Source organism: Streptomyces verrucosisporus (assembly GCF_017114865.1).
Classification (GTDB): Bacteria; Actinomycetota; Actinomycetes; order Streptomycetales; family Streptomycetaceae; genus Streptomyces; species Streptomyces fenghuangensis.
Window position 1 is genome coordinate 141,037 of sequence record NZ_JADEYH010000007.1, and the last position, 20,748, is coordinate 161,784.

18 protein-coding genes and 1 pseudogene are annotated in these 20,748 nt (G+C 74.3%); 8 read left to right on the forward strand and 11 right to left on the reverse strand.

The window, feature by feature from the left end; genetic code table 11:
• The first annotated feature begins 172 nt into the window (after positions 1 to 172).
• From IQ279_RS11140 to ybiA, 3 genes are all read left to right on the forward strand, one after another.
• Entirely contained in the window at positions 173 to 1,063 is an 891-nt protein-coding gene (locus tag IQ279_RS11140) for a serine/threonine-protein kinase (protein WP_241027931.1), read from the forward strand.
• 218 nt (positions 1,064 to 1,281) lie between these two features.
• Positions 1,282 to 2,403: a DUF5925 domain-containing protein gene (locus IQ279_RS11145; protein ID WP_206348224.1), complete on the forward strand. Its 1,122-nt coding sequence runs from the start codon at positions 1,282 to 1,284 to the stop codon at positions 2,401 to 2,403.
• Positions 2,404 to 2,453: 50 nt separating this feature from the next.
• Complete coding sequence (ybiA, locus tag IQ279_RS11150) at positions 2,454 to 2,993, forward strand: riboflavin biosynthesis intermediates N-glycosidase (RefSeq protein WP_206348288.1); 540 nt, start codon at positions 2,454 to 2,456, stop codon at positions 2,991 to 2,993.
• Positions 2,994 to 3,000: 7 nt separating this feature from the next.
• On the opposite strand, the gene IQ279_RS11155 is transcribed toward ybiA, so the two are convergent.
• From IQ279_RS11155 to IQ279_RS11165, 3 genes are all read right to left on the reverse strand, one after another.
• Complete coding sequence (locus tag IQ279_RS11155; protein WP_206348225.1) at positions 3,001 to 3,381, reverse strand: GntR family transcriptional regulator; 381 nt, start codon at positions 3,379 to 3,381, stop codon at positions 3,001 to 3,003.
• A 111-nt stretch (positions 3,382 to 3,492) separates the two neighbouring features.
• The gene (locus tag IQ279_RS11160; RefSeq protein WP_206348226.1) at positions 3,493 to 4,161 is read right to left on the reverse strand and encodes a hypothetical protein; all 669 of its coding nucleotides are present in this window, start codon (positions 4,159 to 4,161) and stop codon (positions 3,493 to 3,495) included.
• Positions 4,162 to 4,550: 389 nt separating this feature from the next.
• Positions 4,551 to 5,006 (reverse strand): MarR family winged helix-turn-helix transcriptional regulator, encoded by a 456-nt coding sequence (locus IQ279_RS11165; RefSeq protein WP_206348227.1) that lies wholly within the window; start codon positions 5,004 to 5,006, stop codon positions 4,551 to 4,553.
• Positions 5,007 to 5,117: 111 nt separating this feature from the next.
• Between IQ279_RS11165 and IQ279_RS11170 the strand changes: the two genes are divergently transcribed.
• On the forward strand, positions 5,118 to 5,930 hold the full coding sequence (locus IQ279_RS11170; protein ID WP_206348228.1) for a dioxygenase family protein: 813 nt from the start codon (positions 5,118 to 5,120) through the stop codon (positions 5,928 to 5,930).
• 95 nt (positions 5,931 to 6,025) lie between these two features.
• Here the strand turns inward: IQ279_RS11170 and IQ279_RS11175 are convergent.
• From IQ279_RS11175 to IQ279_RS11185, 3 genes and pseudogenes are all read right to left on the reverse strand, one after another.
• Positions 6,026 to 6,523 (reverse strand): annotated as a pseudogene (locus IQ279_RS11175) (NUDIX hydrolase); the annotation flags it as partial.
• Between the two features lie 166 nt (positions 6,524 to 6,689).
• Positions 6,690 to 7,838, reverse strand: coding sequence for an acyl-CoA dehydrogenase family protein (locus IQ279_RS11180; RefSeq protein WP_206348230.1), 1,149 nt, complete (start codon positions 7,836 to 7,838; stop codon positions 6,690 to 6,692).
• Positions 7,835 to 9,016, reverse strand: a complete 1,182-nt coding sequence (locus IQ279_RS11185; RefSeq protein WP_206348289.1) for an acyl-CoA dehydrogenase family protein — start codon at positions 9,014 to 9,016, stop codon at positions 7,835 to 7,837. Before IQ279_RS11185 ends, IQ279_RS11180 begins: the two co-directional genes overlap by 4 nt.
• Before the next feature lie 242 nt (positions 9,017 to 9,258).
• Here IQ279_RS11185 and bdeA point away from each other — a divergent pair, with 242 nt between their 5' ends.
• Positions 9,259 to 10,215, forward strand: a complete 957-nt coding sequence (gene bdeA / locus IQ279_RS11190; protein ID WP_206348231.1) for a bis(hydroxyethyl) terephthalate hydrolase — start codon at positions 9,259 to 9,261, stop codon at positions 10,213 to 10,215.
• A gap of 211 nt (positions 10,216 to 10,426) precedes the next feature.
• Entirely contained in the window at positions 10,427 to 11,455 is a 1,029-nt protein-coding gene (locus tag IQ279_RS11195; RefSeq protein ID WP_206348232.1) for an aspartate-semialdehyde dehydrogenase, read from the forward strand.
• Between the two features lie 124 nt (positions 11,456 to 11,579).
• Here the strand turns inward: IQ279_RS11195 and IQ279_RS11200 are convergent, their stop codons facing one another.
• From IQ279_RS11200 to IQ279_RS11210, 3 genes are all read right to left on the reverse strand, one after another.
• A complete protein-coding gene (locus tag IQ279_RS11200; RefSeq protein ID WP_206348290.1) occupies positions 11,580 to 12,602 on the reverse strand; it encodes a S1 family peptidase in 1,023 nt (340 codons plus the stop codon).
• A gap of 306 nt (positions 12,603 to 12,908) precedes the next feature.
• Positions 12,909 to 13,793, reverse strand: a complete 885-nt coding sequence (locus IQ279_RS11205; RefSeq protein WP_206348233.1) for a S1 family peptidase — start codon at positions 13,791 to 13,793, stop codon at positions 12,909 to 12,911.
• A gap of 207 nt (positions 13,794 to 14,000) precedes the next feature.
• Positions 14,001 to 15,206, reverse strand: a complete 1,206-nt coding sequence (locus tag IQ279_RS11210) for a DUF5685 family protein (protein ID WP_206348234.1) — start codon at positions 15,204 to 15,206, stop codon at positions 14,001 to 14,003.
• Between the two features lie 365 nt (positions 15,207 to 15,571).
• Here IQ279_RS11210 and IQ279_RS11215 point away from each other — a divergent pair, with 365 nt between their 5' ends.
• On the forward strand, positions 15,572 to 16,012 hold the full coding sequence (locus tag IQ279_RS11215) for a cell division protein SepF (RefSeq protein WP_093662885.1): 441 nt from the start codon (positions 15,572 to 15,574) through the stop codon (positions 16,010 to 16,012).
• A gap of 37 nt (positions 16,013 to 16,049) precedes the next feature.
• Here IQ279_RS11215 and IQ279_RS11220 read toward each other — a convergent pair whose 3' ends face one another.
• Together IQ279_RS11220 and IQ279_RS11225 are read right to left on the reverse strand one after the other, a co-directional pair.
• On the reverse strand, positions 16,050 to 17,237 hold the full coding sequence (locus IQ279_RS11220; protein WP_206348235.1) for an acyl-CoA dehydrogenase family protein: 1,188 nt from the start codon (positions 17,235 to 17,237) through the stop codon (positions 16,050 to 16,052).
• Between the two features lie 41 nt (positions 17,238 to 17,278).
• Positions 17,279 to 19,105: an MFS transporter gene (locus IQ279_RS11225; protein ID WP_206348236.1), complete on the reverse strand. Its 1,827-nt coding sequence runs from the start codon at positions 19,103 to 19,105 to the stop codon at positions 17,279 to 17,281.
• Positions 19,106 to 19,446: 341 nt separating this feature from the next.
• On the opposite strand from IQ279_RS11225, the gene IQ279_RS11230 reads away from it, so the two are divergent.
• Positions 19,447 to 20,559 carry a mannosyltransferase family protein gene (locus tag IQ279_RS11230; RefSeq protein WP_307792305.1) on the forward strand — a complete coding sequence of 371 codons (1,113 nt, stop codon included), beginning with the start codon at positions 19,447 to 19,449 and terminating at the stop codon, positions 20,557 to 20,559.
• Positions 20,560 to 20,748 lie beyond the last annotated feature (189 nt).

The window sequence follows — 20,748 nt, forward strand, 5'->3', positions numbered from 1 at the left end:
TCCCCACCCAAACGAGGGCTCCCGGCCCGGGCAGGGTAACCCTATCTCCCGACCGTGACCCACGGGTATTCCGGTCACTCGATCCGCCTTCCCCGCAAGGGGGTTGACGAACACCGTACGAGACAACAGCATCCGACGGGCCCCACGGCGGGGCCGGGGACGGGGGACGACGATGAACACCGGTGACAGCGGGCGGCTGCTCGCCGACCGCTACCGCCTCGCCGCCGAGCTGGGCCGCGGCGAGGCGGGCGTGGTCCGGCAGGGGCGCGACGAGGTTCTGGGCCGCGAGGTCGCGGTCAAGGAGGTGCGGGCGGCGGAGGAGCTCTCCCCGGCCGAGGTGCGCGCCCTCTACTCCCACCTGGAGCGGGAGGCCATGACGGCCGGGCGCATCTCCCACCGCAACGCCACCACCGTCCACGACGTGGTGATCGAGGACGGCCGCCTGTGGGTGGTGATGGAACTGGTGCGGGGCCTGTCGCTGGCCGCCGTGCTGGAGGCCGACGGGCCGATGTCCCCGGCCGGCGCCGCGCGGATCGGCGCCGAGGTCGTCTCGGCGCTGCGCAGCGCGCACGAGGCGGGCATCACCCACCGCGACGTCAAGCCGTCCAACATCCTGCTGGGCAACGACAACAGGGGCGTCCTCACCGACTTCGGTACCGCGCAGGTGAAGGCCGGCACGGCGCACGACCGGCCCGGTGCGCCGGTCGGCCGGCCCGAGTTCCTCGCCCCGGAGTGCGCACGGGGCCAGGACCCGGGTCCCGCCGCGGACCTGTGGGCCCTGGGTGTGGTGCTGTACCTGGCCGTGGAGGGCGTCTCGCCGTTCCGCCGCGACACCCCCGAGAAGACCCTGCGCTCCCTCGCCGCGTACACCGACGCCGATCTGCCGCCCATGCGGCGTGCGGGCGGGCGCGCTGGCGCCGGCGCTGGAGGGGCTGCTGCGGGCGGACCCCGCCGAGCGCACGGGCACCGCCGCAGCCGAACGGCTGCTGCGCGTGGCCGCGGCCGGCGGCGGCCCGCGCGCCTCCTCTTCTTCCTCCCCCTCGCCCTCGCCCGCATCCGGTGAGGGCGGGAGCGGCGGAGGCGGCGGACGCCGGGACACGCCGGGCTCCTGGGACGCCGACCGGGGGCCGCGCGGGGTGCCGGCACTCGTCGCCGGCCTGCTGGTCCTGCCGCTGGCCGCCCTCGCCGTGGCCGTCGCCCTGCGCTGAGCGTCCGCCGAATCCCGGCCAGGCGCCGGAAACCTGCGTGCGCACGGGCCACCCGTGCCCGATCATGGGGGCCATGTGTGCCGACCACCGTGCCGTGCCGACCGAGGAGTCGCTGCCCATCCGGCTCAACATCGACGACAGCGACTCCCCCTCCGACGTCATCGACGCCCTCTTCCTGGGGCGCTTCACCACCGGTGAGCAGCCGCACGCCCGCAGCCGCTCCCTGGAGCGGGTGCGCAAGGGCATGGCCCTGCTGCCGCCGGGAGCGGCCGTGCTGCGCTCGGCCCGCGACGGCGACCGCGGCGCGACGCTGGCCGAGGGCGACGGCTGGACGGTGCTGGTCTCCCGCTGGTCCCGCGGCGCCGACGTGACCGTGACGGCCGTCAGCGAGGAACTGGCGGAGCGGACGCTGAAGGCCGCGGTGGAGGACGCGGAGGACGAGCCCGAGCCCCGGCCGGACGACGTCACCATGGGTTTTTGGTACAACTCCCCGCGGCGCGGCCCGTACCGCACCACCCGCCGGATCACCGCCGGAAGCTGGGAGGAGATCCGCGGCAACTACACCGCCCCGGTCGCCGAGGCCATGGACGGGCTGATGAAGACCAGCCCGGACGACATCACCGGGCGGCTGCTGCTGCTCCACGGCCCGCCGGGCACCGGCAAGACCTCCGCCCTGCGGACACTGGCGCGCTCCTGGCAGGACTGGTGCCAGGTGGACTGCGTGCTCGACCCGGAGCGGCTGTTCAACGAGGTCGGCTATCTGATGGACATCGCCATCGGCGAGGACGACGGCGCCCCGGACCGGCCGGGCCGGGAACGCTGGCGGCTGCTGCTCCTGGAGGACTGCGACGAGCTGATCCGCGGCGAGGCCAAGCACGCCACCGGCCAGGCCCTGTCCCGGCTGCTGAACCTCACCGACGGACTGCTGGGCCAGGGCCGCAACGTCCTGGTCGGCCTGACCACCAACGAGGACCTGGAGCGGCTGCACCCGGCGGTCGTCCGCCCCGGACGCTGCCTGGCCCGCATCGAGGTCGGCCCGCTGACGCGCCCCGAGGCCGTGAACTGGCTCGGCACCGAGGAGGGCGTCGGCCCCGACGGGGCGACCCTGGCCGAGCTGTACGCGCTGCGCCGCGGTTCGGGCCCGGCCTCGGTGCCGCCGCAGCCCGGGCGGTCGGACGAGGGTATGTACCTGTGACGCCTCCCCGCCGGGCCGCCGGGGAACGCGCGGGCGATCCGGCGGCGGAGCTGATCGGGCGGCAGGCGCGCGGGGAGCGGATCAAGTACCTCCACTTCTGGGGGCACGCTCCGCCCCGGGGGCGGGACGGCGGCTCGCCCGGCCCGTGGTGCCTCAGCCAGTGGTGGCCCTCGCCGTTCACCGTGGACGGCGTCGTCTACCCCACCGCCGAGCACTGGATGATGGCCGCCAAGGCACGGCTGTTCGGCGACGCGGCGGCCGAGGAGCGGATTGCGGCCGCGGTGGAGCCGGGCGCGGCCAAGGCCGCCGGCCGTGCGGTGCGGGGCTTCGACGAGGAGGTCTGGGTCCGGCACCGCTTCGGCGTCGTGGTCGAGGGCTGCGTCCACAAGTTCGGGCGGCACGGGGAGTTGCGGGCGTTCCTGCTCGCCACGCGGGGGCGGGTGCTGGTGGAGGCCAGTCCGCTGGACCGGATCTGGGGTATCGGGCTGGCCGCCGACGACGAGCGGGCGTCCGATCCGGCGCGCTGGCGCGGGCTCAACCTGCTGGGCTTCGCCCTGATGGCCGCCCGGGAGCGGCTGGAGGCGGGCTGAGAGGACGTCAGTCCCGGCGGTCGTACTCGGCGGCGACCGCCTGCTCGGCCGCGGCGAGTGCGGCGGCCCGGTCCAGGCCCAGTCGCCGCGCCCGCTGGGCGTACGACCGCGCCGCCGCCGCGGCCTCGCGGGCGGCGGTGTCCCCGCCGGCGGCGATGAAGCTGCCGTTGCGGCCCCGGGTCTCGATCACCCCGTCGGCCTCCAGCGCGCGGTAGGCCTTGGCCACCGTGTTGGCCGCCAGCCCCAGCTCCCCGGCGAGTCCGCGCACAGTGGGCAGCCGGTGACCGACCGGCAGCCCGCCGCCGCGGGCCTGTTCGGCGATCTGGGCGCGCACCTGCTCGTAGGGGGCGACGGGGGCTTCCGGGTCGACGGTGATGCTCAGTGGCACGGCACTTCTCCTGCTGCGGATCGGAACGTCGGATGGCGCGGGGTGCGCGGGGTGCGCGGGGTGCGCGGGGTGCGCGGGGTGCGCGGGGTGCGTCGATTGTGCACCAGCGCGTCAGCCGCGCTCCCAGATCCCGGTCTCCGGCGCCCAGCGGTACTCCGGCCGGCCCTCCGTGCCGCTGGTGCGGAAGGGCCGGCCGCCGTCGTCGATGCGCAGGGTGCCGCTGTCGTCACCACTGCTCCACTCCACCTCGATGTACCAGTCGCAGTCGCACCCCCCGGTCCGTGCCTCCACGCGCAGTGCCAGGGGGTCGTCGGCGGTGACGCGGTACGGCAGACGGGTGGTGGGCAGGGGCCGGCCGCCCTCGCCGTCGTAGCCGTCCACGGGCTCGGCGATCGGGCGCGAGGCGTCCAGGTCGGCCGTGAAGGCGGCCGGGGTGAGCGATCCGCCGCAGCCGTCGTCCATCCGGTAGACCGGCCGGTCCAGAAGGGCGCGGCGTTCGGCCACCCGGATGTGCAGGGCCTCCACCACGACGGGGGCCGTACCGGTGCCGTACACGGTGGCCTCCACGATGGTCTCGCCGCCGTGCACCGCGCCGAGGGCGCCGGCCCAGGAGGGCGCGTCCTGCGGAGCCGGCGGCGGGGGGACCCGGGAGGGCGGCGAGTCGATCAGATAGCGATGGCCGCAGCCGTGCCGCCACACGTGGGAGCGGGCGGACCAGCTCAGCGGAGCCGCTTCCGGCGCACCGCCGTGCTCGCGCTCCCGGTCGCCGCCGTCCGGCATCCGGGAGGGGTCCGCCCTCGGGGTACGGCCCGGTTTCGCACCGTCTCCGGTTCTTCCGTCCTCCCGGCCCCCGGCCGGGGACGGGGGCCGGGAGGACGAGGGGACGGAAGGGGACGCGGAGGAGAGTAAGCCATCGGTGCCGCCCGTCCCCGGCGCGGAGGCGGCGGGTCCGCCCGCGGCGCGGCGCTCCGGGCCGGGGACGGGCGCACCGTCACGGTCGTCGTCTGGGGCCGGATGGGCACCTTCGAGGACGCTCCGGTGAAGGACTTCAAGGAGACGACGCGCACGGCGGTGGACAAGCTGTACCGCTGACCGGGCCGGGCGCCGCCGGCGCGGGTCCCGTCGCCGTCCTGGCGCGGGACCCGCGCGGTGTTCCGCCCGCCGTCAGCTCAGTCGCGCAGCCGTCGGCCCACTTCGCCCAGCGCCCGCGCCAGGACGGCGAGTTCCTCGCGGTCGAGGACGTCGATGAGCGCCTCGCGCACCGTCGCCACATGGCCGGGGGCCGCGGTGCGCAGCAGTTCACGCCCCTCCTCGGTGAGGACGGCGAAGACGCCGCGGACGTCGGTGGGGCAGGCGCGGCGCCGCACCAGACCGCGTCTCTCCAATTGGCCGACCTGGTAGGTCAGGCCGCTCTTGGAGGTGATCAGCCGTTCGGCCAGTTCGGTCATGCGGATCTCGCCGCCGGGGGCATCGGCGAGGTGGACCAGGATCTCGTACTGCGGGTGGGACAGGCCCGCCTCGTCCTTGAGCTGCTGCTCAAGCCTTCGGGTGACGCGGTTGCCGGCTTCGAGGAAGCCCTGCCAGGCCGCCATCTCCAGCTCGTCCAGCCATCGGGGCTCCTTCATGCCCCCATCGTACGTGGTTGTTCAAATTCAAACCAAGCTGTACGCTCGCCATGAGCACTTATTTCGAATTTGAACAACTATGAACCGATCCGATCCCAAGAGGACGCCTCCATGACCGCGACCACCCCGTCGGCCCCGCTACCTGCGGCAGGCCGCATGCCCGTGCTGTACCTCAGCCACGGCGCCCCGCCGCTGGCCGACGACACACTGTGGACCTCGCAGCTCGCCGACTGGTCCGCGAAGCTGCCGCGGCCCGAGGCCGTGCTGATCGTCTCCGCCCACTGGGAGTCCGCGCCGGTGACGCTGGGCGCCACCCGGACCGTCCCCCTGGTGTACGACTTCCACGGCTTCCCCGAGCGCTACCACCGTGTCGCCTACCCGGCCCCGGGCGCCCCCGCCCTGGCCGCGAAGGTGCGGGCCCTGCTCGCCGGGCCGGGCACCCCGGTGCACGACGCGCCGGACCGGGGCCTGGACCACGGCGCGTACGTGCCGCTGGCCGAGATGTACCCCGACGCCGACGTCCCCGTGCTCCAGCTCTCGATGCCCACCCTGGACCCCTGGGAGCTGCTGCGACTGGGCCGCAGACTGGCCCCGCTGCGCGACGAGGGCGTGCTGATCGTCGGCAGCGGCTTCTTCACCCACAACCTGCGCGGTCTGACATGGGGCACCGGGCCCGACGAGGCTCCGTCCTGGTCGAAGGAGTTCGACGCGTGGGGCGGCGAGGCCCTGGAGAGGTCGGATCTCGACGCCCTGCTCGACTTCGGGCACCGGGCCCCGGCGGGCCGGATCGCCCATCCGCGCACCGACCACTTCGCGCCGCTGTTCGTCTCCCTGGGAGCGGGCGAGGCCGACCTGGGCGCCCAGCGCACGGTCGTCGACGGCTTCTGGGCCGGACTGGCCAAGCGTTCGGTGCAGCTCGGCTGACTCCGTCCGGCCGGGTCCGGCCGACTGGGCCGGCCGGCTGTGCCCGGCCGGACGATCCGGACACCGCGCCCGTCTCGCGCCCGCCTCCGCGGGCGTCAGGTGGCCGGAAGCACCACGACCCGGCCGGGAGCGGCCGGGTCGTAGGCGATGGAGTCCCCCGGCCGGTGCCAGTGCAGCGCGAAGCGGTGGCCCGCCCGGTACGCCTCCAGCCCGGCCCGGCAGTAGGCGACCATGTCGCCGGGCAGCGCCGCCAGCGGGAACCAGCCCAGCTCCGAGCACTTGTCGGGCTCGGCGTTGACCGGCTCGTGCCCCTCCCCGGCCCAGGCCTCGAAGAACCAGCCCATCCGGGGATCCCCGGCCGGGGAACGGTGCTGCATAACGAGGGCGACCCTCAGCTCCTCGGGCGCGAGGCGCAGCCCGATCTCCTCGTACGCCTCCCGGATCACCGCCTCCCGCACGTCCTCACCGTCCTCGGCGTGGCCGGACGGCGCGTTCAGCAGGCCGTCCGCGTAACCGGTGCCGTCCCGGCGCGCGAGCAGCACCTCCTCGCCGCGCCGCAGCACGAGGTGGACGTCGACGATCTCCCTGTGCCGTCTTCTGCTCCGCAGACTCCTCATGGTGCGCGATCATCGCACCGCCCTGTGACATCGGCGCCCCCTGGTCCGAACGCCGGGGAGGCCGGGGACGAAAAGGCCGGGAGCCCCCCTCCCGCCCCCGGCCTCCCCGGTCTCTCCCCGCCTCCCCGTGCGGCCGCCGGGCTCAGCCCACCGGCACCGGCAGGTCCACCAGCGCGGCGAGCGCGGCGCGGTGGCGGTCGGGGGTGCCCAGCGCGATCTGGTCGGCCTTGGCGCGCTTGAGGTACAGATGCGCCGGGTGCTCCCAGGTCATGCCGATGCCGCCGTGGAGCTGGACGCACTCCTCGGCCGCCCGTACCGCCAGCTCCCCGCAGTGGGAGGCGGCCACCGCGACGGCCACGGGGGCGTCCGGGTCAGCGGTGGCCAGGGCGTCGGCGGCGTACCTGGCGGCGGCCCGCGCGCCGACCACCTCCAGCCAGAGGTCGGCCAGCCGGTGCTTGAGCGCCTGGAACGAGCCGAGCTGCCGCCCGAACTGCCGCCGGTCCTTCAGATACGCGACGGTGGCGGTCAGGCACCACTCGGCGATGCCGAGCTGCTCGGAGGCGAGCAGTCCGGCGCCGGTCAGCAGCGCCCGCTCCAGTGCGGCGGGCGCCTGCTCCGCACCGGCCAGCCGCCGGGCGGCGGTGCCGGTGAACGCCACGTCGGCCACCGGGCGGGTGAGGTCCAGGGAGGTGCGCGGTACGACGGCCAGGGCGGCGGCGGTGGCCTCCACCGCGTACAGCCCCGGCCCGTCCCGGCCCTCGGCCGGGACGATCAGGACGTCGGCGGCCGCGGCGTCGGCGACCGAGGTGACCGTTCCGGTCAGGGTGCCCGCGCTGTCGGCCCGTACGGCCGGGGGGAAGGCCCCGGTCCCCGGCATCGCGGAGAGCGGCACCACCAGTGCGGCGGTGCGCTCGCCCGCGGCGATGGAGGCGAGCAGCTTCGCCGCCTCCGCTCCGCCGTCGCCGCCGTCCGCGTCCTCCACCAGGGCGAGCAGTGCGGTGGTGGCCAGGACGGCGCTGCCCAGGTACGGCGTCGGCGCCGCCGCCCGGCCCAGCTCCTCCAGCACCACGGCCGCCTCGCGCACCGAGGCCCCCGCGCCGCCCGCCTCCTCCGGCACCGCCAGGGAGGCCGCGCCCAGGTCGCGGGCGAGGGTCTGCCACAGCGCGCGGTCGTAGGGCTCGCCCGTCTCGCAGCGGGCCAGGGTGTTCTCCGGCGGGCAGCGGTCGGCCAGCAGCGCGCGGACGCTGGCGCGCAACTCCTCCTCGATCTCCGAGTAGAGAAGGTCCGTCATCGGGCCAGCTCCTTCCAGGGGAGGTCCTTGTCGGTGCGGGGCTCGGCGGGCAGTCCCAGCACCCGCTCGGCGATGATGTTGCGCAGGACCTCCGAGGTGCCGCCCTCGATGGAGTTGCCCTTGGCGCGCAGATAGCGGTAGCCGGCCTCGCGGCCGGTGAAGTCCACGGTCTCGGGGCGGCGCAGGGTCCAGTCGTCGTAGGACAGGCCCTCCTCGCCCAGCAGCTCGACCTCCAGGCCGCTGAGCTCCTGCGCCAGCCGGGCGAAGGCGAGCTTCATCCCGGCCCCCTCGGGCCCGGGGTGGCCCGCGGTGAGCTGCTGGCGCAGCCGTTCACCGGTGAGCCGGGCGACCTCGGCGCCGACCCAGCCCGACAGCAGCCGCTGATGAAGACCGTGGGTGCGCAGTTCGGGGCGCTCGCGCCAGGTGGCGGCGGCCTTGCCGATCATGCCGCTCTCACGCGGCATGCGCTGGCCGCCGATGGCGACGCGCTCGTTGTTGAGGGTGGTCTGGGCGACCTTCCACCCCTCCCCCGCCCCGCCGAGCCGGTGGGCGTCGGGGACGCGGACGCCGGTGAGGAAGACCTCGTTGAACTCCGCCTCGCCGGTGATCTGGCGCAGCGGCCGCACCTCGACCCCGGGGTCGGTCATGTCGCAGACGAAGTAGGTGATGCCGCGGTGCTTGGGGACGTCCGGGTCGGTGCGGGCGATCAGGATGGCCCAGCGGGCGTTGTGCGCGCTGGAGGTCCACACCTTCTGGCCGTCCACCACCCAGGAGTCGCCCTCGCGTACCGCCCGGGTGGCCAGTGCCGCCAGGTCGGAGCCGGCTCCGGGCTCACTGAACAGCTGGCACCACACCTCCTCGCCGGTCCACAGCGGGCGCAGGAAGCGCTCCTTCTGCTCCTCGGTGCCGTAGCGCAGGATCGTCGGCGCGGCCATGCCCAGGCCGATGCCGTTGCGGCCGGGGTCGTTGCCGGGTGCACCGGCGGCGGCCAGTTCGGCGTCGACGACGGCCTGGAGGGCCCGGGGCGCGTCGAGTCCGCCGTGGCCGTGGGGGAAGTGCACCCAGGCCAGGCCCGCGTCGTAGCGGGCGCGGAGGAAGTCGAGTGGTTCGGTGACGGCCGGATCGTGCTCCGCGAGCAGCGCCTGGGTGCGTCGGCGCAGTTCGTCCGGGTCTGTCACGGGGGTGTTCGCAGGGGGCACGGGATCTCCTTCACGAGCCACGACTAAGCGCTTGCTTATCCTCGCGGCATACCGACCGGTACGTCAATGGCCCCGGCGCCGCGCCCGCGATGCCGGCCGTGTCAGCACCCGGCCCCGGCCGGAACCGGCGGTTTCACCGATGCGGAGCCGCGTGCTCCGGCACCACGATGCATCCGTCCGACCCCAGAAGGTCACCCCTCACACACCTGGAAAGGGTCAGCATGGAGCCGCAGCAGCACGACACGACCCCGGGCACGGCCGCCAGACACCGCCGCGCCCCCCGCCGCCTGACGAAGCTGGGCGTGGCCCTGGCCATGGTCCTGGGCGGCGTGGGCGTCGCCCTCCCCACCGCCCAGGCCACCCAGGACTCCGGCGCCGCTCCGGCCGCCGCCCAGACCGCCGAGAACCCCTACGAGCGCGGCCCGGATCCGACCGAGCGGAGCATCGAGGCCGTCCGCGGCCCCTACTCCGTCTCCGAGGACCGGGTCTCCTCCCTGGTGTCCGGTTTCGGCGGCGGGACGATCTACTACCCGACCGACACCAGCGACGGCACCTTCGGCGCGGTCGCGATCTCGCCCGGCTACACCGCCAGCCAGTCCAGCATGGCCTGGTACGGGCCCCGCCTGGCCTCGCAGGGCTTCGTGGTCTTCACCATCGACACCATCACCCGCTACGACCAGCCCGGCAGCCGCGGCGACCAGCTGCTGGCCGCGCTGGACTACCTGACCCAGCGCAGCTCGGTCCGCGACCGCGTCGACAGCAGCCGCCTGGCCGTCATGGGCCACTCCATGGGCGGCGGAGGCAGCCTGGAGGCCGCCAAGGAACGGCCCTCCCTGAAGGCCGCGATCCCGCTCACCCCGTGGAACCTCGACAAGACCTGGGGCGAGATCACCGTCCCGACCTTCATCGTCGGCGCCGACGGCGACAGCATCGCCTCGGTGCGCTCCCACGCCGAGCCCTTCTACGAGAGCCTGCCCTCCTCCACGGACCGGGCGTACATGGAGCTCAACAACGCCACGCACTTCACCCCGAACACCTCGGACACCGAGATCGCGAAGTACAGCATCTCCTGGCTGAAGCGCTTCGTGGACAACGACAACCGCTACGAGCAGTTCCTGTGCCCGCTGCCGCGGCCCGACTTCCAGATCGAGGAGTTCCGCGGCAACTGCCCGCACTGACGCCGGGCCGGCGCCGGGCCCCGAAGTGACGGCCGGGGCCCGGTGACGAGGCGGCGGCCGCCCCCGGGCGGCCGCCGCCTCGGTGCGTTCCGCCACCTCTCCCCGCGCCCGCCCGGGGTGTGACGTGCGCCAAAGGAAGTTGGCGCACGTGCGTCCGGCAGGGCAGGGTAGAGGGTTGACGCAGCGGGACACGCACGACAGAAGGAGCCCCATGAGAATCGGCATCGTCGGAGCCACCGGCCAGGTCGGCGCAGTGATGCGCGAGATCCTGGCCGAGCGCGACTTCCCGGTGGAGCAGCTGCGGCTGTTCGCCTCGGCTCGCTCGGCCGGACGGACGCTGCCCTGGAAGGGCGGCGAGATCACCGTCGAGGACGCCGCCACGGCCGACTACACCGGGCTGGACGTCGTGCTGTTCTCCGCGGGCGGCTCGACCTCGAAGGCCCTGGCCCCGAAGGTGGCCGCGGCCGGGCCCGTGGTCATCGACAACTCCTCCGCCTGGCGTCTGGACCCCGAGGTCCCGCTGGTGGTCTCCGAGGTGAACCCGCAGGCCGCCGCCGAGCGCCCCAAGGGCATCATCGCCAACCCCAACTGCACCACCATGGCCGCCATGCCGGTGCTGCGGCCGCTGCACGCAGAGGCCGGGCTGACCGCCCTGGTCGTGGCCACCTACCAGGCGGTGTCCGGCAGCGGTCTGGCCGGTGTCGCCGAGCTGGACGAGCAGACCCGCAAGGCGGTCGAGGGTGACGCCACCCGGCTGACCTTCGACGGCTCCGCGGTCGAGTTCCCCGAGCCCGACAAGTACGTGCGGCCCATCGCCTTCAACGTGCTGCCGATGGCCGGCTCCATCGTGGACGACGGGCTGGGCGAGACCGACGAGGAGCAGAAGCTCCGCAACGAGAGCCGCAAGATCCTGGGCATCCCGGAGCTGAAGGTCTCGGGCACCTGTGTGCGCGTGCCGGTCTTCACCGGTCACTCGCTCCAGATCAACGCCCGCTTCGAGCGTCCGATCAGCCCCGAGCGCGCCCGGGAGCTGCTGGAGGGCGCCCCCGGCGTGGTCCTCTCCGACGTGCCCACCCCGCAGCAGGCGGCCGGCCAGGACCCGACCTACGTGGGCCGCGTCCGCGCCGACGAGACCGCCGAGCACGGTCTGGCCCTGTTCTGCGCCGGCGACAACCTCCGCAAGGGCGCGGCGCTCAACGCCGTCCAGATCGCGGAGCTGGTCGCGGCCGAGTCCCGCTAGCCGCCGGAGGGCCGCCGACAGCTACCGGTCGGCGTCGCCCGGTGTGCGGCCCCGCCCGGTGACGGCCCGGTCCCGCTCCCCGAGGGGAGCGGGACCGGGCCGTCACCATGGAGGTGGAGGACCGTCAGCCGATACGGGCGCCATGGTCTCGCAGCGCCTCGGTCAGCGGCTGGTAGAAGGTCTCGCCTCCCCGCGAGCAGTCCCCGCGCCCGCCGGAGGTGAGACCGTGGCCGGTGGCGCCGGAGAACAGCGGGCCGCCGCTGTCGCCGGGCTCGGCGCAGACGTCGGTCTGGATCAGCCCGTCGACCCTGCCCTGCGGATAGGTCACGGAGACGTTCACCGCCGTGACCTCGCCCTCGTGGACCTTCGTGGTGCTGCCGCTGCGCCGCACCTGCTGGCCGACGATGGGGTCGGCGGCCCGGGTGATGGCGTGGCTGGACCCGTTGTACAGGTTCACCCGGCTCCGGTGGTCCGTACGGGTGGTGTACCGCACCAGGGCGTGGTCGTCGCGGGGGAACTCGCTCGCCACCGTGATACCGATGCTCCGCCCGGAACGGGTGGCGGACCAGCGGTCGAAGAGCCGGGCGCAGTGGCCCGCGGTGAGGAAGTACGGCATGCCGTTCCTGACCACGTTGAAGCCGAGCGAGCAGCGCGCGCCGTCTCCGCGCCAGATCGCGTCGCCGCCCAGGGCCAGGGGGGTGAACTCCCCCTCGGCCTGCCTGAGGACCGCCATGTCGTCCCGCTCGGCCACCTGCTTCCTCAGACCGGCCAGCGCCTCCTCCCCGACCGTGCTGTCGGCGGTGACGACGACCTTGTTGAGCCGGTGGTCGACGGCGCGCGCGGTGCCGGGGACGCTCTTGGCCGTGAGGTCCTTCCGCACGGCTTCGAGCTGTGCGAGGGAGTGCTCGACCATCCGGGGCTCGGCGCCGGCCTGCCGGACCTTCTCCGCGCTCGTCTCGCTGAGGACGTTGACCACCAGCTTGCGTCCCTCGGCGTCGTAGTAGGCGCCCGCCATGTCGTCCTTGAGGTCTCCGGCGAGGGTCGAGGCCAGCTGGCCCGCGGCGGTGGGGGTGAGCGGTCTGGGCGCGACGGGGGTGGGGGTGTCCGCGCTCGCCGGGGCGAGGGGGACGGAGAGCATCGCCGCCATGCCCGCGCCCGCGATGGCGATGCGCCGCGTGAGTGTCCGTCGGTGTCTGAGCACTGTGCCTCCCGTGGGGGGTGGGGCCGCATGTGGGGGGAACGGCCCCGGAGTAATGTCCGGCCCGGTCATCCTCTCCTCGGCCGGCAGGGACACACACGAAAAGTGTTCGCGCCGCACCTTAGGGTGACGACCGCCTCCGTCATCATCCCCGCACCGGCGCCGTCCGGCACCTCGGGCCCGTCCGCCCGGTCCGGCGGGCACGGCGGAGCCCCCGCCCGGCGCGGCCGGACGGGGGCTCGAGGAGCGGTGAGATCAGTGAACGCTCACGCCGTACGCGTTCAGCGCCTCCACGACCGGCTGGTAGAAGGTCGTGCCACCCCAGGTGCAGTTGCCGCTGCCGCCCGAGGTCAGGCCGAAGGCGGTGGTGCCGTAGTACAGCGGGCCGCCGCTGTCGCCGGGCTCGGCGCAGACGTTGGTCTGGATCATGCCGTAGACGACATCGCCGCCGCCGTAGTTGACGGTGGCGTTCAGGCCGGTGACGGTGCCGCTGTGGGTGCCGGTGGTGCTGCCGCGACGGTAGACACGCTGACCCACGGACGGGTTGGCGGCCCTGGTGATGTCCTGGCTGCCGACCGTGCCCGGCTTGGACTGCGAGTTGTCGTGCCGGACGAGGCCGTAGTCGTTGCCCGGGAAGCTGGAGCCGACCGTCGGACCGAGGTAGCCGGCGCTGGAGGACCAGGACGGGTAGCCGTCGGTGCAGTGCCCGGCGGTCAGGAAGTAGTCCGTCCCGTTGCTGCTGCGGACGTTGAAGCCCAGCGAGCAGCGCCCACCGCCACTGCGATAGATGGCGTCACCGCCGGAGATCAGCTTGTTGAACTTGCCGGAAGTGCGCTCGATGCGAATGGCGTCCGCACCCGCGCCGGCGGTCCTCTTGATCTTGGCTATCTCGGCCTTGCTGACGGTGCTGTCCACCGTGACGACCAGGGTGTTGGTCGCCTTGTCGGTGTACCAGGCGGTCCCTGCGACGTCCGCGGTCTTCATCGCCTTGTCCGCCATGGCGACCTGGGCGGCGGGCGAGGGGGCGGGGGCAGCGCTCGCCGAGGTCGGCAGAGCCATGGCCGCGGCGGCGGCCACGGCGGAGACCGCGGCGAGCATGCGGATACGGCCGCGCTTGGGAGAGGTGCGCTCGGTCTTCACTGGCTGTTCCTCCTGTGAAGGAAATGGGGGGGAACCCGCGATGGGGCACGGGCGCATGGAGTCGCCGGGGACCCGCTGTGCGACGCGTCCCTGACAAGCACCGGGACGGAGTATTCACACGTTCGATCGGTGCACGCAAGGGTGCCGTTGCGCCAAGTTGCATCGCTCAGCGCACCGGTCACCCCATATAACGGACATGAACCGCCGTCAGTCGCAGCCTCCACAACCGCAGTTGCAGTCGCACCCTCCGTCGCCACCACCCGATCCGCCGGAACTCCCCGACCCGCCCGAGCTGTTGCAGCACCTGCAGCAGTTTCCGCAGCACTCACAGCAGTCCGCGCAGCCGGAGCAGTCGCAGGAACGGCACAGCCCTCCGCGCCTGCGCCCCGACCAGGGGTCCTCGTACTCCTTGCGGCAGCAAACCTGCCCCGTGCAGAACAACCCCGTCCACACCATGCATCCGGCCACCGCGCCCCGGCGGCGCGATGGTCCGAGAAACGGCGTTCCGGGACGCCCCGGTCGCGGCGGATGGACGCGCGCCGCCGCGAAGGCCCGGTCCACCGCGTGTCCCGCCTCGCGGCCCAGCAGCGCCCGCACCAGTTCGGCGCCCTCCTCGTCGGCGAACTCCACGTCCCACAGGGCCAGTCGTATGCCGTGGACGGCGTCGTCGCACAGCCTGCGCACCTCAGGCAGGGGGGCGCCGGTGACGGCGATCGGGTTCCACGCGCCCGCCTCCTCGTCGGCGGCCAGGTCCTCGACGGCGTCCAGCAGATGCGCCAACCGTCCGAAGAGCCGCCCGGCCTCGGCCAGCGGCTCCGCGTTGCGGGGCCGGCCGGCGAGGCGGGCGGTGTGGGCGAAGGCGGCGGCGGTGGCGGTCTCGGTCGGCTCGGTGACAGCCACCAGCGAACCGCCCGGGCCCGCCGCGGCCTCCACCAGCGGCTGCCGCAGCGCGGCCCCGGTCAGCACCGCGGTGTCGAAGCCCAGTTCGGCCCCGGTGCGCGCACCCGCCCGGTCCCAGCCGGCCGCGATCCTGCGGGCCGCCGCGGCGACCGGGCGGCGCGCCATCGCCCCGTCCCCGTCGGCGACGTGGTCGCGCACCTTGACGGAGGCCAGCACCAGGGACACCGCCGCGGCCAGCCGGGCGCCCTCGCCGCGGGCCACGGAGGCGGTGCGCATACCGCGCAGCGGGCACGGGCCGGCGGTGCGCCGCAGGGCGCCGGAGCCGTCCGCCGGGCGCGGCGTCTGCGCCTCGGTCAGCGCGGAGACGACGGTCCCGTCGTAGTTGGTGACGACGCGCGCGAACTGGCCGTGGTCGCCGCGCAGCGCGAGGCAGAGGCCGCACAGATGCGCGGTCCAGGCGGTCAGCAGCCGCTCGCCCAGCCGGTGACGGCACGGCCTGATGATGCCGAACAAGTTTCCCCCCGTTACCCCTGATGTATGAGTGCGCGTCACGATACCGGGCACTTCACCCGTATGCCCTTGGTGACCACTCGTCCGGCGGGGCCGCCCGGTTCGGCGCCGTGTCACCGCCCCTACAGGCTCCCGGCCCTCGCCGCGGGGGCGCCCGGCTCGGCGCCGTGTCACCGCCCCTACAGGCTCCCGGCCCTCGCCGCGGGGGCGCGCCACGCGCGCCCTGTGCACCAGAACCGTCACGAATCCCGTGCGGAACGGGTAACCGTTTGGCGCGTTGTCAGCATCATGGACGACGATAGGGGTGCGGGCCCCGCGGCGGAGGCGCTGCCAGACACGGTGGACCGTGCATGTGAGAGGAGGCGTCCATGGGATCGGTGCGCAAGGCGAGTGCCTGGCTGGGCCTCGTCGACGACAGCGAGATGCGTTACTACGACGACGAGTACGCCGAGGGTTCCGAGCCCGAGGACGCCCGCGACGCCTGGGTCACCGACCCTCGGGTGCGCGTGACCGCCGAGACCGCCCAGGACCAGGGCACCCGGATCGCGACGGTCACCCCCGACGGCTTCCGGGACGCCCGGGGCATCGGCGAGCTCTTCCGGGAGGGCGTCCCGGTGATCGTGAACCTCACGGCCATGGAGCCCGCCGACGCCAAGCGGGTCGTCGACTTCGCGGCCGGCCTGACCTTCGGCCTGCGCGGTTCGATCGAGCGCGTGGCCACGCGCGTCTTCCTTCTGACGCCCCCCGACTACCAGGTGATCAGCGGCCAGGAGCGCCGCAGCCCCGACGGCTTCTTCAACCAGAGCTGACCGGCGTCTCGTCCGGCGCCGGCGCCGGACGAGACGTTCACCGGAACGCGTCGACGCCGGTGAGCGCCTTGCCCAGTACCAGCTGGTGCATCTCCACCGTGCCCTCGTAGGTCAGCACCGACTCCAGGTTCGTGGCGTGCCGCATCACCGGGTACTCCAGGGAGATCCCGTTGGCGCCCAGGATCGTGCGGGAGGTGCGGCAGATCTCGATCGCCTCGCGCACGTTGTTGAGCTTGCCGAAGCTGACCTGCTCGGGACGGAGCCTGCCCGCGTCCATCCGCCGCCCCAGGTGGTGGGCGAGCAGGACACCCTTGTGCAGTTCCAGCGCCATGTCGGCGAGCTTGGCCTGGGTGAGCTGGAAACCGCCGATCGGCCGGCCGAACTGCTCGCGGGTGCGCGAGTACTCAAGGGCCGCCTCGAAACTGGAGCGAGCCGCTCCCATCGCGCCCCAGACGATGCCGTAGCGGGCGTGGTTCAGGCAGCTCAGCGGGCCACGCAGCCCGGTGACCTCCGGCAGCACCGCGTCGGCGGGCAGCCGCACGCCGTCCATGACCAGTTCGCTGGTGACCGAGGCGCGCAGGGACCACTTGTGCCTGATCTCGGGCGCGGAGAAGCCGGGGGTGTCGGTGGGCACGACGAAGCCGCGCACGCCCTCGTCAGTGCGGGCCCAGACGACGGCGACCGAGGCCACCGAGCCGTTGGTGATCCACATCTTGCGGCCGCTGAGCACCCAGTCGCCTCCGTCCCGCTTGGCGTGGGTGCGCATCCCGGCCGGGTCGGAGCCGTGGTCGGGCTCGGTGAGCCCGAAGCAGCCGATGGCCTCGCCGGAGGCCATGCGCGGCAGCCACCGCTGCTTCTGCTCCTCGGAGCCGTAGCGGTGGATGGCGTACATCGCCAGCGAACCCTGCACCGAGACCAGCGAGCGGATGCCGGAGTCGGCGGCCTCCAGCTCCAGGCAGGCCAGCCCGTACTGGACGGCGGACGCGCCCGCGCAGCCGTAGCCCTGAAGCGACATGCCCAGGGCTCCGATCGAGCCGAGCTCGCGGGCCAGCTCCCGGATGCCGGGCAGCTCGCCGCGCTCGTACCACTCGGCGATGTGCGGCATCACCCGGTCGGCGGCCCAGGAGCGGACGGTGTCGCGGACCGCCCTCTCCTCGGGGGCGAGCAGATCGTCCAGGCCGAGGGGGTCGGCGGGGTCGAAGGGGGGCGGGGCGGAGCTGGACACGGTGGCCTCCGGCTGGGGATCTTCGAGGGTCGCGCCCGACGTTACGGCCGGGTAATCCCGCTGGACAAGAGGGGGCCGCCCGGCTGTCCGGGCAGCTCGGCGGGGCCGGGGGACGCACAGGCCCGTGCCGGGGCGGCGCCGTCCCGGTCCGTCCGGTCCGGCTCCTTCGCCGGCCTCTCCCCGGAGCCCTCGTCCGGGCCCCTGCCCTGCTCCTGAGCCCGGTCCTGAGCCCGGTCCCTGTCCTGGGCCTTGTCCAGGCCCCCGTCCTGTCCCGGGGCGCCCATCGCGCGCGGCAGCCGCAGCGCGGCCAGCGCGCCGAGCAGCAGAAGGCCCGCGCTGACCAGCAGCGCCACGTGCAGTCCGTGGACGAACGACTCCCGCGCCGCCTCGCGCAGTGCCCGGCCGGCCGGCCCGCCGAGCCGTTCGGCGACCTCGTACGCCGCGCCCAGCGAGTGGACGGCGTCCTCCCCGGCCGCCTCCGGCACACCGGTCGCCCCCCGCACCCCGGGTGCGTAGGCGGCGTTCATGACGGTGCCCAGGACCGCGATGCCCATCCCCGCGCCGAGCTGGTAGGCGGTCTCGCCGATCGCCGCGGCGCCGCCCGCCTGGTGGGCCGGGGCCTCGCTGAGCATCGACTCGTACGCGCCGAACAGCGTCGTCTCCAGTCCGAAGCCCAGCACGACGAAGCCGCAGACGAGCAGGGCGGGCTCGTCCCGCAGGCCGACGCCGGTCAGCGCCAGCACCGCGGCGGCGGTGAGCAGGAAGCCGGTCAGCACCATGAGGCGCGGCCCCAGCCGGCGCAGCATCCGGGAGCCGGCCAGCCCGGCGGCGATCGCGGCGAGGCTGAGCGGCAGCAGCCGCAGCCCGGTCTGCAGGGGGGTGAGCCCGAGGACCAGCTGGAGGTACTGGGCCGCGATCAGCGCCAGCCCCACCAGCGCCAGCACCGTCAGCACGATGCAGGCCACCGCCGTGCCGAAGGCGGGGCGGGCCAGGGTCGCGCAGTCCACCAGAGGGTGGCGGCGGCGCAGCTGGCGGCGTACGAAGAGGGCGAGCAGGGCCGCGCCCAGCACCAGCGGCACCAGCGTGCCCGGGTGGAGCGCCTCACCTCCGCCCGCCCGCTTCACGCCCAGGATCAGCGCCCCCAGCCCGGCGGCGGCCACCAGGGCGCCGACCACGTCCCAGGGGCCGTCGCGGTCGCCGGTGGACTCCGGCAGCAGGCGGCGTCCGAGCGGGATGCACAGCAGCATCAGCGGGATGTTGACCAGGAAGACCGAGCCCCACCAGAAGTGCTCCAGCAGGAGGCCGCCGACCAGCGGTCCCACCGCGGCGCCGACCGCGGCGACCGCGCTCCACACGCCGATGGCCAGCGCCCGCTCACGGCGGTCCGGGAAGACCTGGCGCAGTATCGACAGGGTCGCGGGCATGATCATCGCGCCGCCGATCCCCAGCAGGGCGCGCGCCGCGATCAGCACCTCGGGGGTGTGCGCGTACGCCGCCAGCGCCGAGGCCGCGCCGAAGACGGCGTAGCCGCACAGCAGCACCCTGCGCCGCCCGACCCGGTCGCCGAGGGTGCCGAAGAGGATCAGCAGGGAGGCGCAGACCAGCGGGTAGGCGTCGACGATCCACAGCAGCTCGATGGCGCCCGGCCGCAGTGCCTGGGAGACCGCGGGGACGGCGACGTGCAGCACCGTCGCGTCGACGGCCACCAGGAGCAGGCTGGCGCACAGCACGACCAGCACGGTCCAGCGGCTCGCGCCGCCGCCCGGTTCGGGGGAACCGCCGCCGGGGCCGGCCGTTCCCGTCCGTCGCGGTCTCTGCCGGGGGACGTCCGCCGCCCTGGTGGCTCCGGCCGTGGTCGTCCCGGACATGTACGCACCTCCTGTAGCGCTCGCACCGCCGCCGGGGGGAATGCCGGGACGCCGGGGGAGCGTCCGGCCCGGTGTGGAGGGTCGAGTAGTGCGTCAGCGTACGCGAGTCCTCCGGACGGTCACGTGGCGCGCCTCACGTTGACGCCGGTCCGAAACTCACCTCATCACTTCGCCTCGGCCCTATAGCCTCCTCGTTCGTGCCCGCAAGCGATCTGCTGCCCTCCTCTCCCCCGCCGAGAGGGTCCGAGAACCCGCCGCACGGCCCGCCGGCGGCCGTCATCGGCCGCCAGCCCGGCCCCTGCCGTGCGGTTCCGGCACCGCCCGTGCGGAACGCGCCACCCGTGCGGAACGCCGGCCGGGCCCTGCGGTACGCGGCGCCCGCGCTGCTGGTCTACGCCGGGGTGCGGGCGCTGGGCCTGCTGGTGCTGGCCGGGTGGGCGGCGGCGGAGGGCGAGAGCGCGCACACACTGCTGTCCGCGCGCTGGGACTCCTTGTGGTACGCCCGGATAGCCGAGGACGGCTACGGCTACACCGCCCGCCTGCCGGACGGCGGTACCCATCCCGACCTGGCCTTCTTCCCGCTGCTGCCCGCCCTGGAGCGGGCCCTGTCCGCTCTGTCGGCGCTGAGCGTGCCCGACGCCGGTCTGGCCGTCAGCGCCGTCTCCTCGCTGTCCGCCGCCGCCGCGCTGTTCGCGATCGGCGACCGCCTCCACGGCGGACGCGCCGGCGTCACGCTCGTCGTGCTGTGGGCCGCGCTGCCCGTCGGGATCGTGCAGTCGATGGCCTACAGCGAGTCGCTGTTCACGGCCCTGGCCGCCTGGGCGGTGTACGCCGTACTGACCGGCCGGTGGGTGTGGGCGGGCACGCTGGCGGCCTTCGCCGGGCTGACCCGCCCGGTGGGGGCCGCGGTGGTCGCGGCGGTGTGGCTGGCCGCCGCCGAGCGGTTCCACCGCGAGCGGCGGTGGGAGCCGCGTATGGCGGCCGGGGTGCTCATCGCCCCGCTGGGCTGGTCCGGTTACGTGGGCTGGGTGGGGCTGCGGACCGGCAGCCCGGTCGGCTACCTCGACGTGCAGGGGCAGTGGGGCAACGGCTTCGACGGCGGGCTGGCCTTCGCCGCGTTCATCGGGGAGCACCTCACCGGATCGGTGATCGGCGGTGTGGGGCTGCTCGCCGGGGTGGCCCTGGTGGTGTGGCTGTACGTGCTGTGCGTGCGGCAGGGGCAGCCGCCGCCGCTGCTGGCGTACGCGGGGACCGTCGTGGTGCTCGCGCTGTGCGCCAAGGGGTACTTCGGCTCCAAGCCGCGGCTGCTGCTGCCGGCCTTCCCGCTGTTACTGCCCGTCGCGGCCGCCCTGGCGCGGTGGCGTACGGCCGCCTCGGCGGCGGTCCTGACCCTGGCGGCGTTCGGCGCCGCGGTGTACGGGGCGGTGTGGCTGCACGGCTCCGGCCCGCCCTGACCCGCCCCGGCACGGTCCGGCGGCGCACCGGTTAACGGCCGGTGGACCATACCCGTCCTCGGGGAAAAAGAACACACGGCGCAACTTCGATAACAGCTCCGGGGCGCGCCGGTCGGAAAATCCGCCGACTTCTCCCGGACGTGGGAAAACGGCCTCTCCGCGTACGAATGGAAGCCCGTTGCACATCAC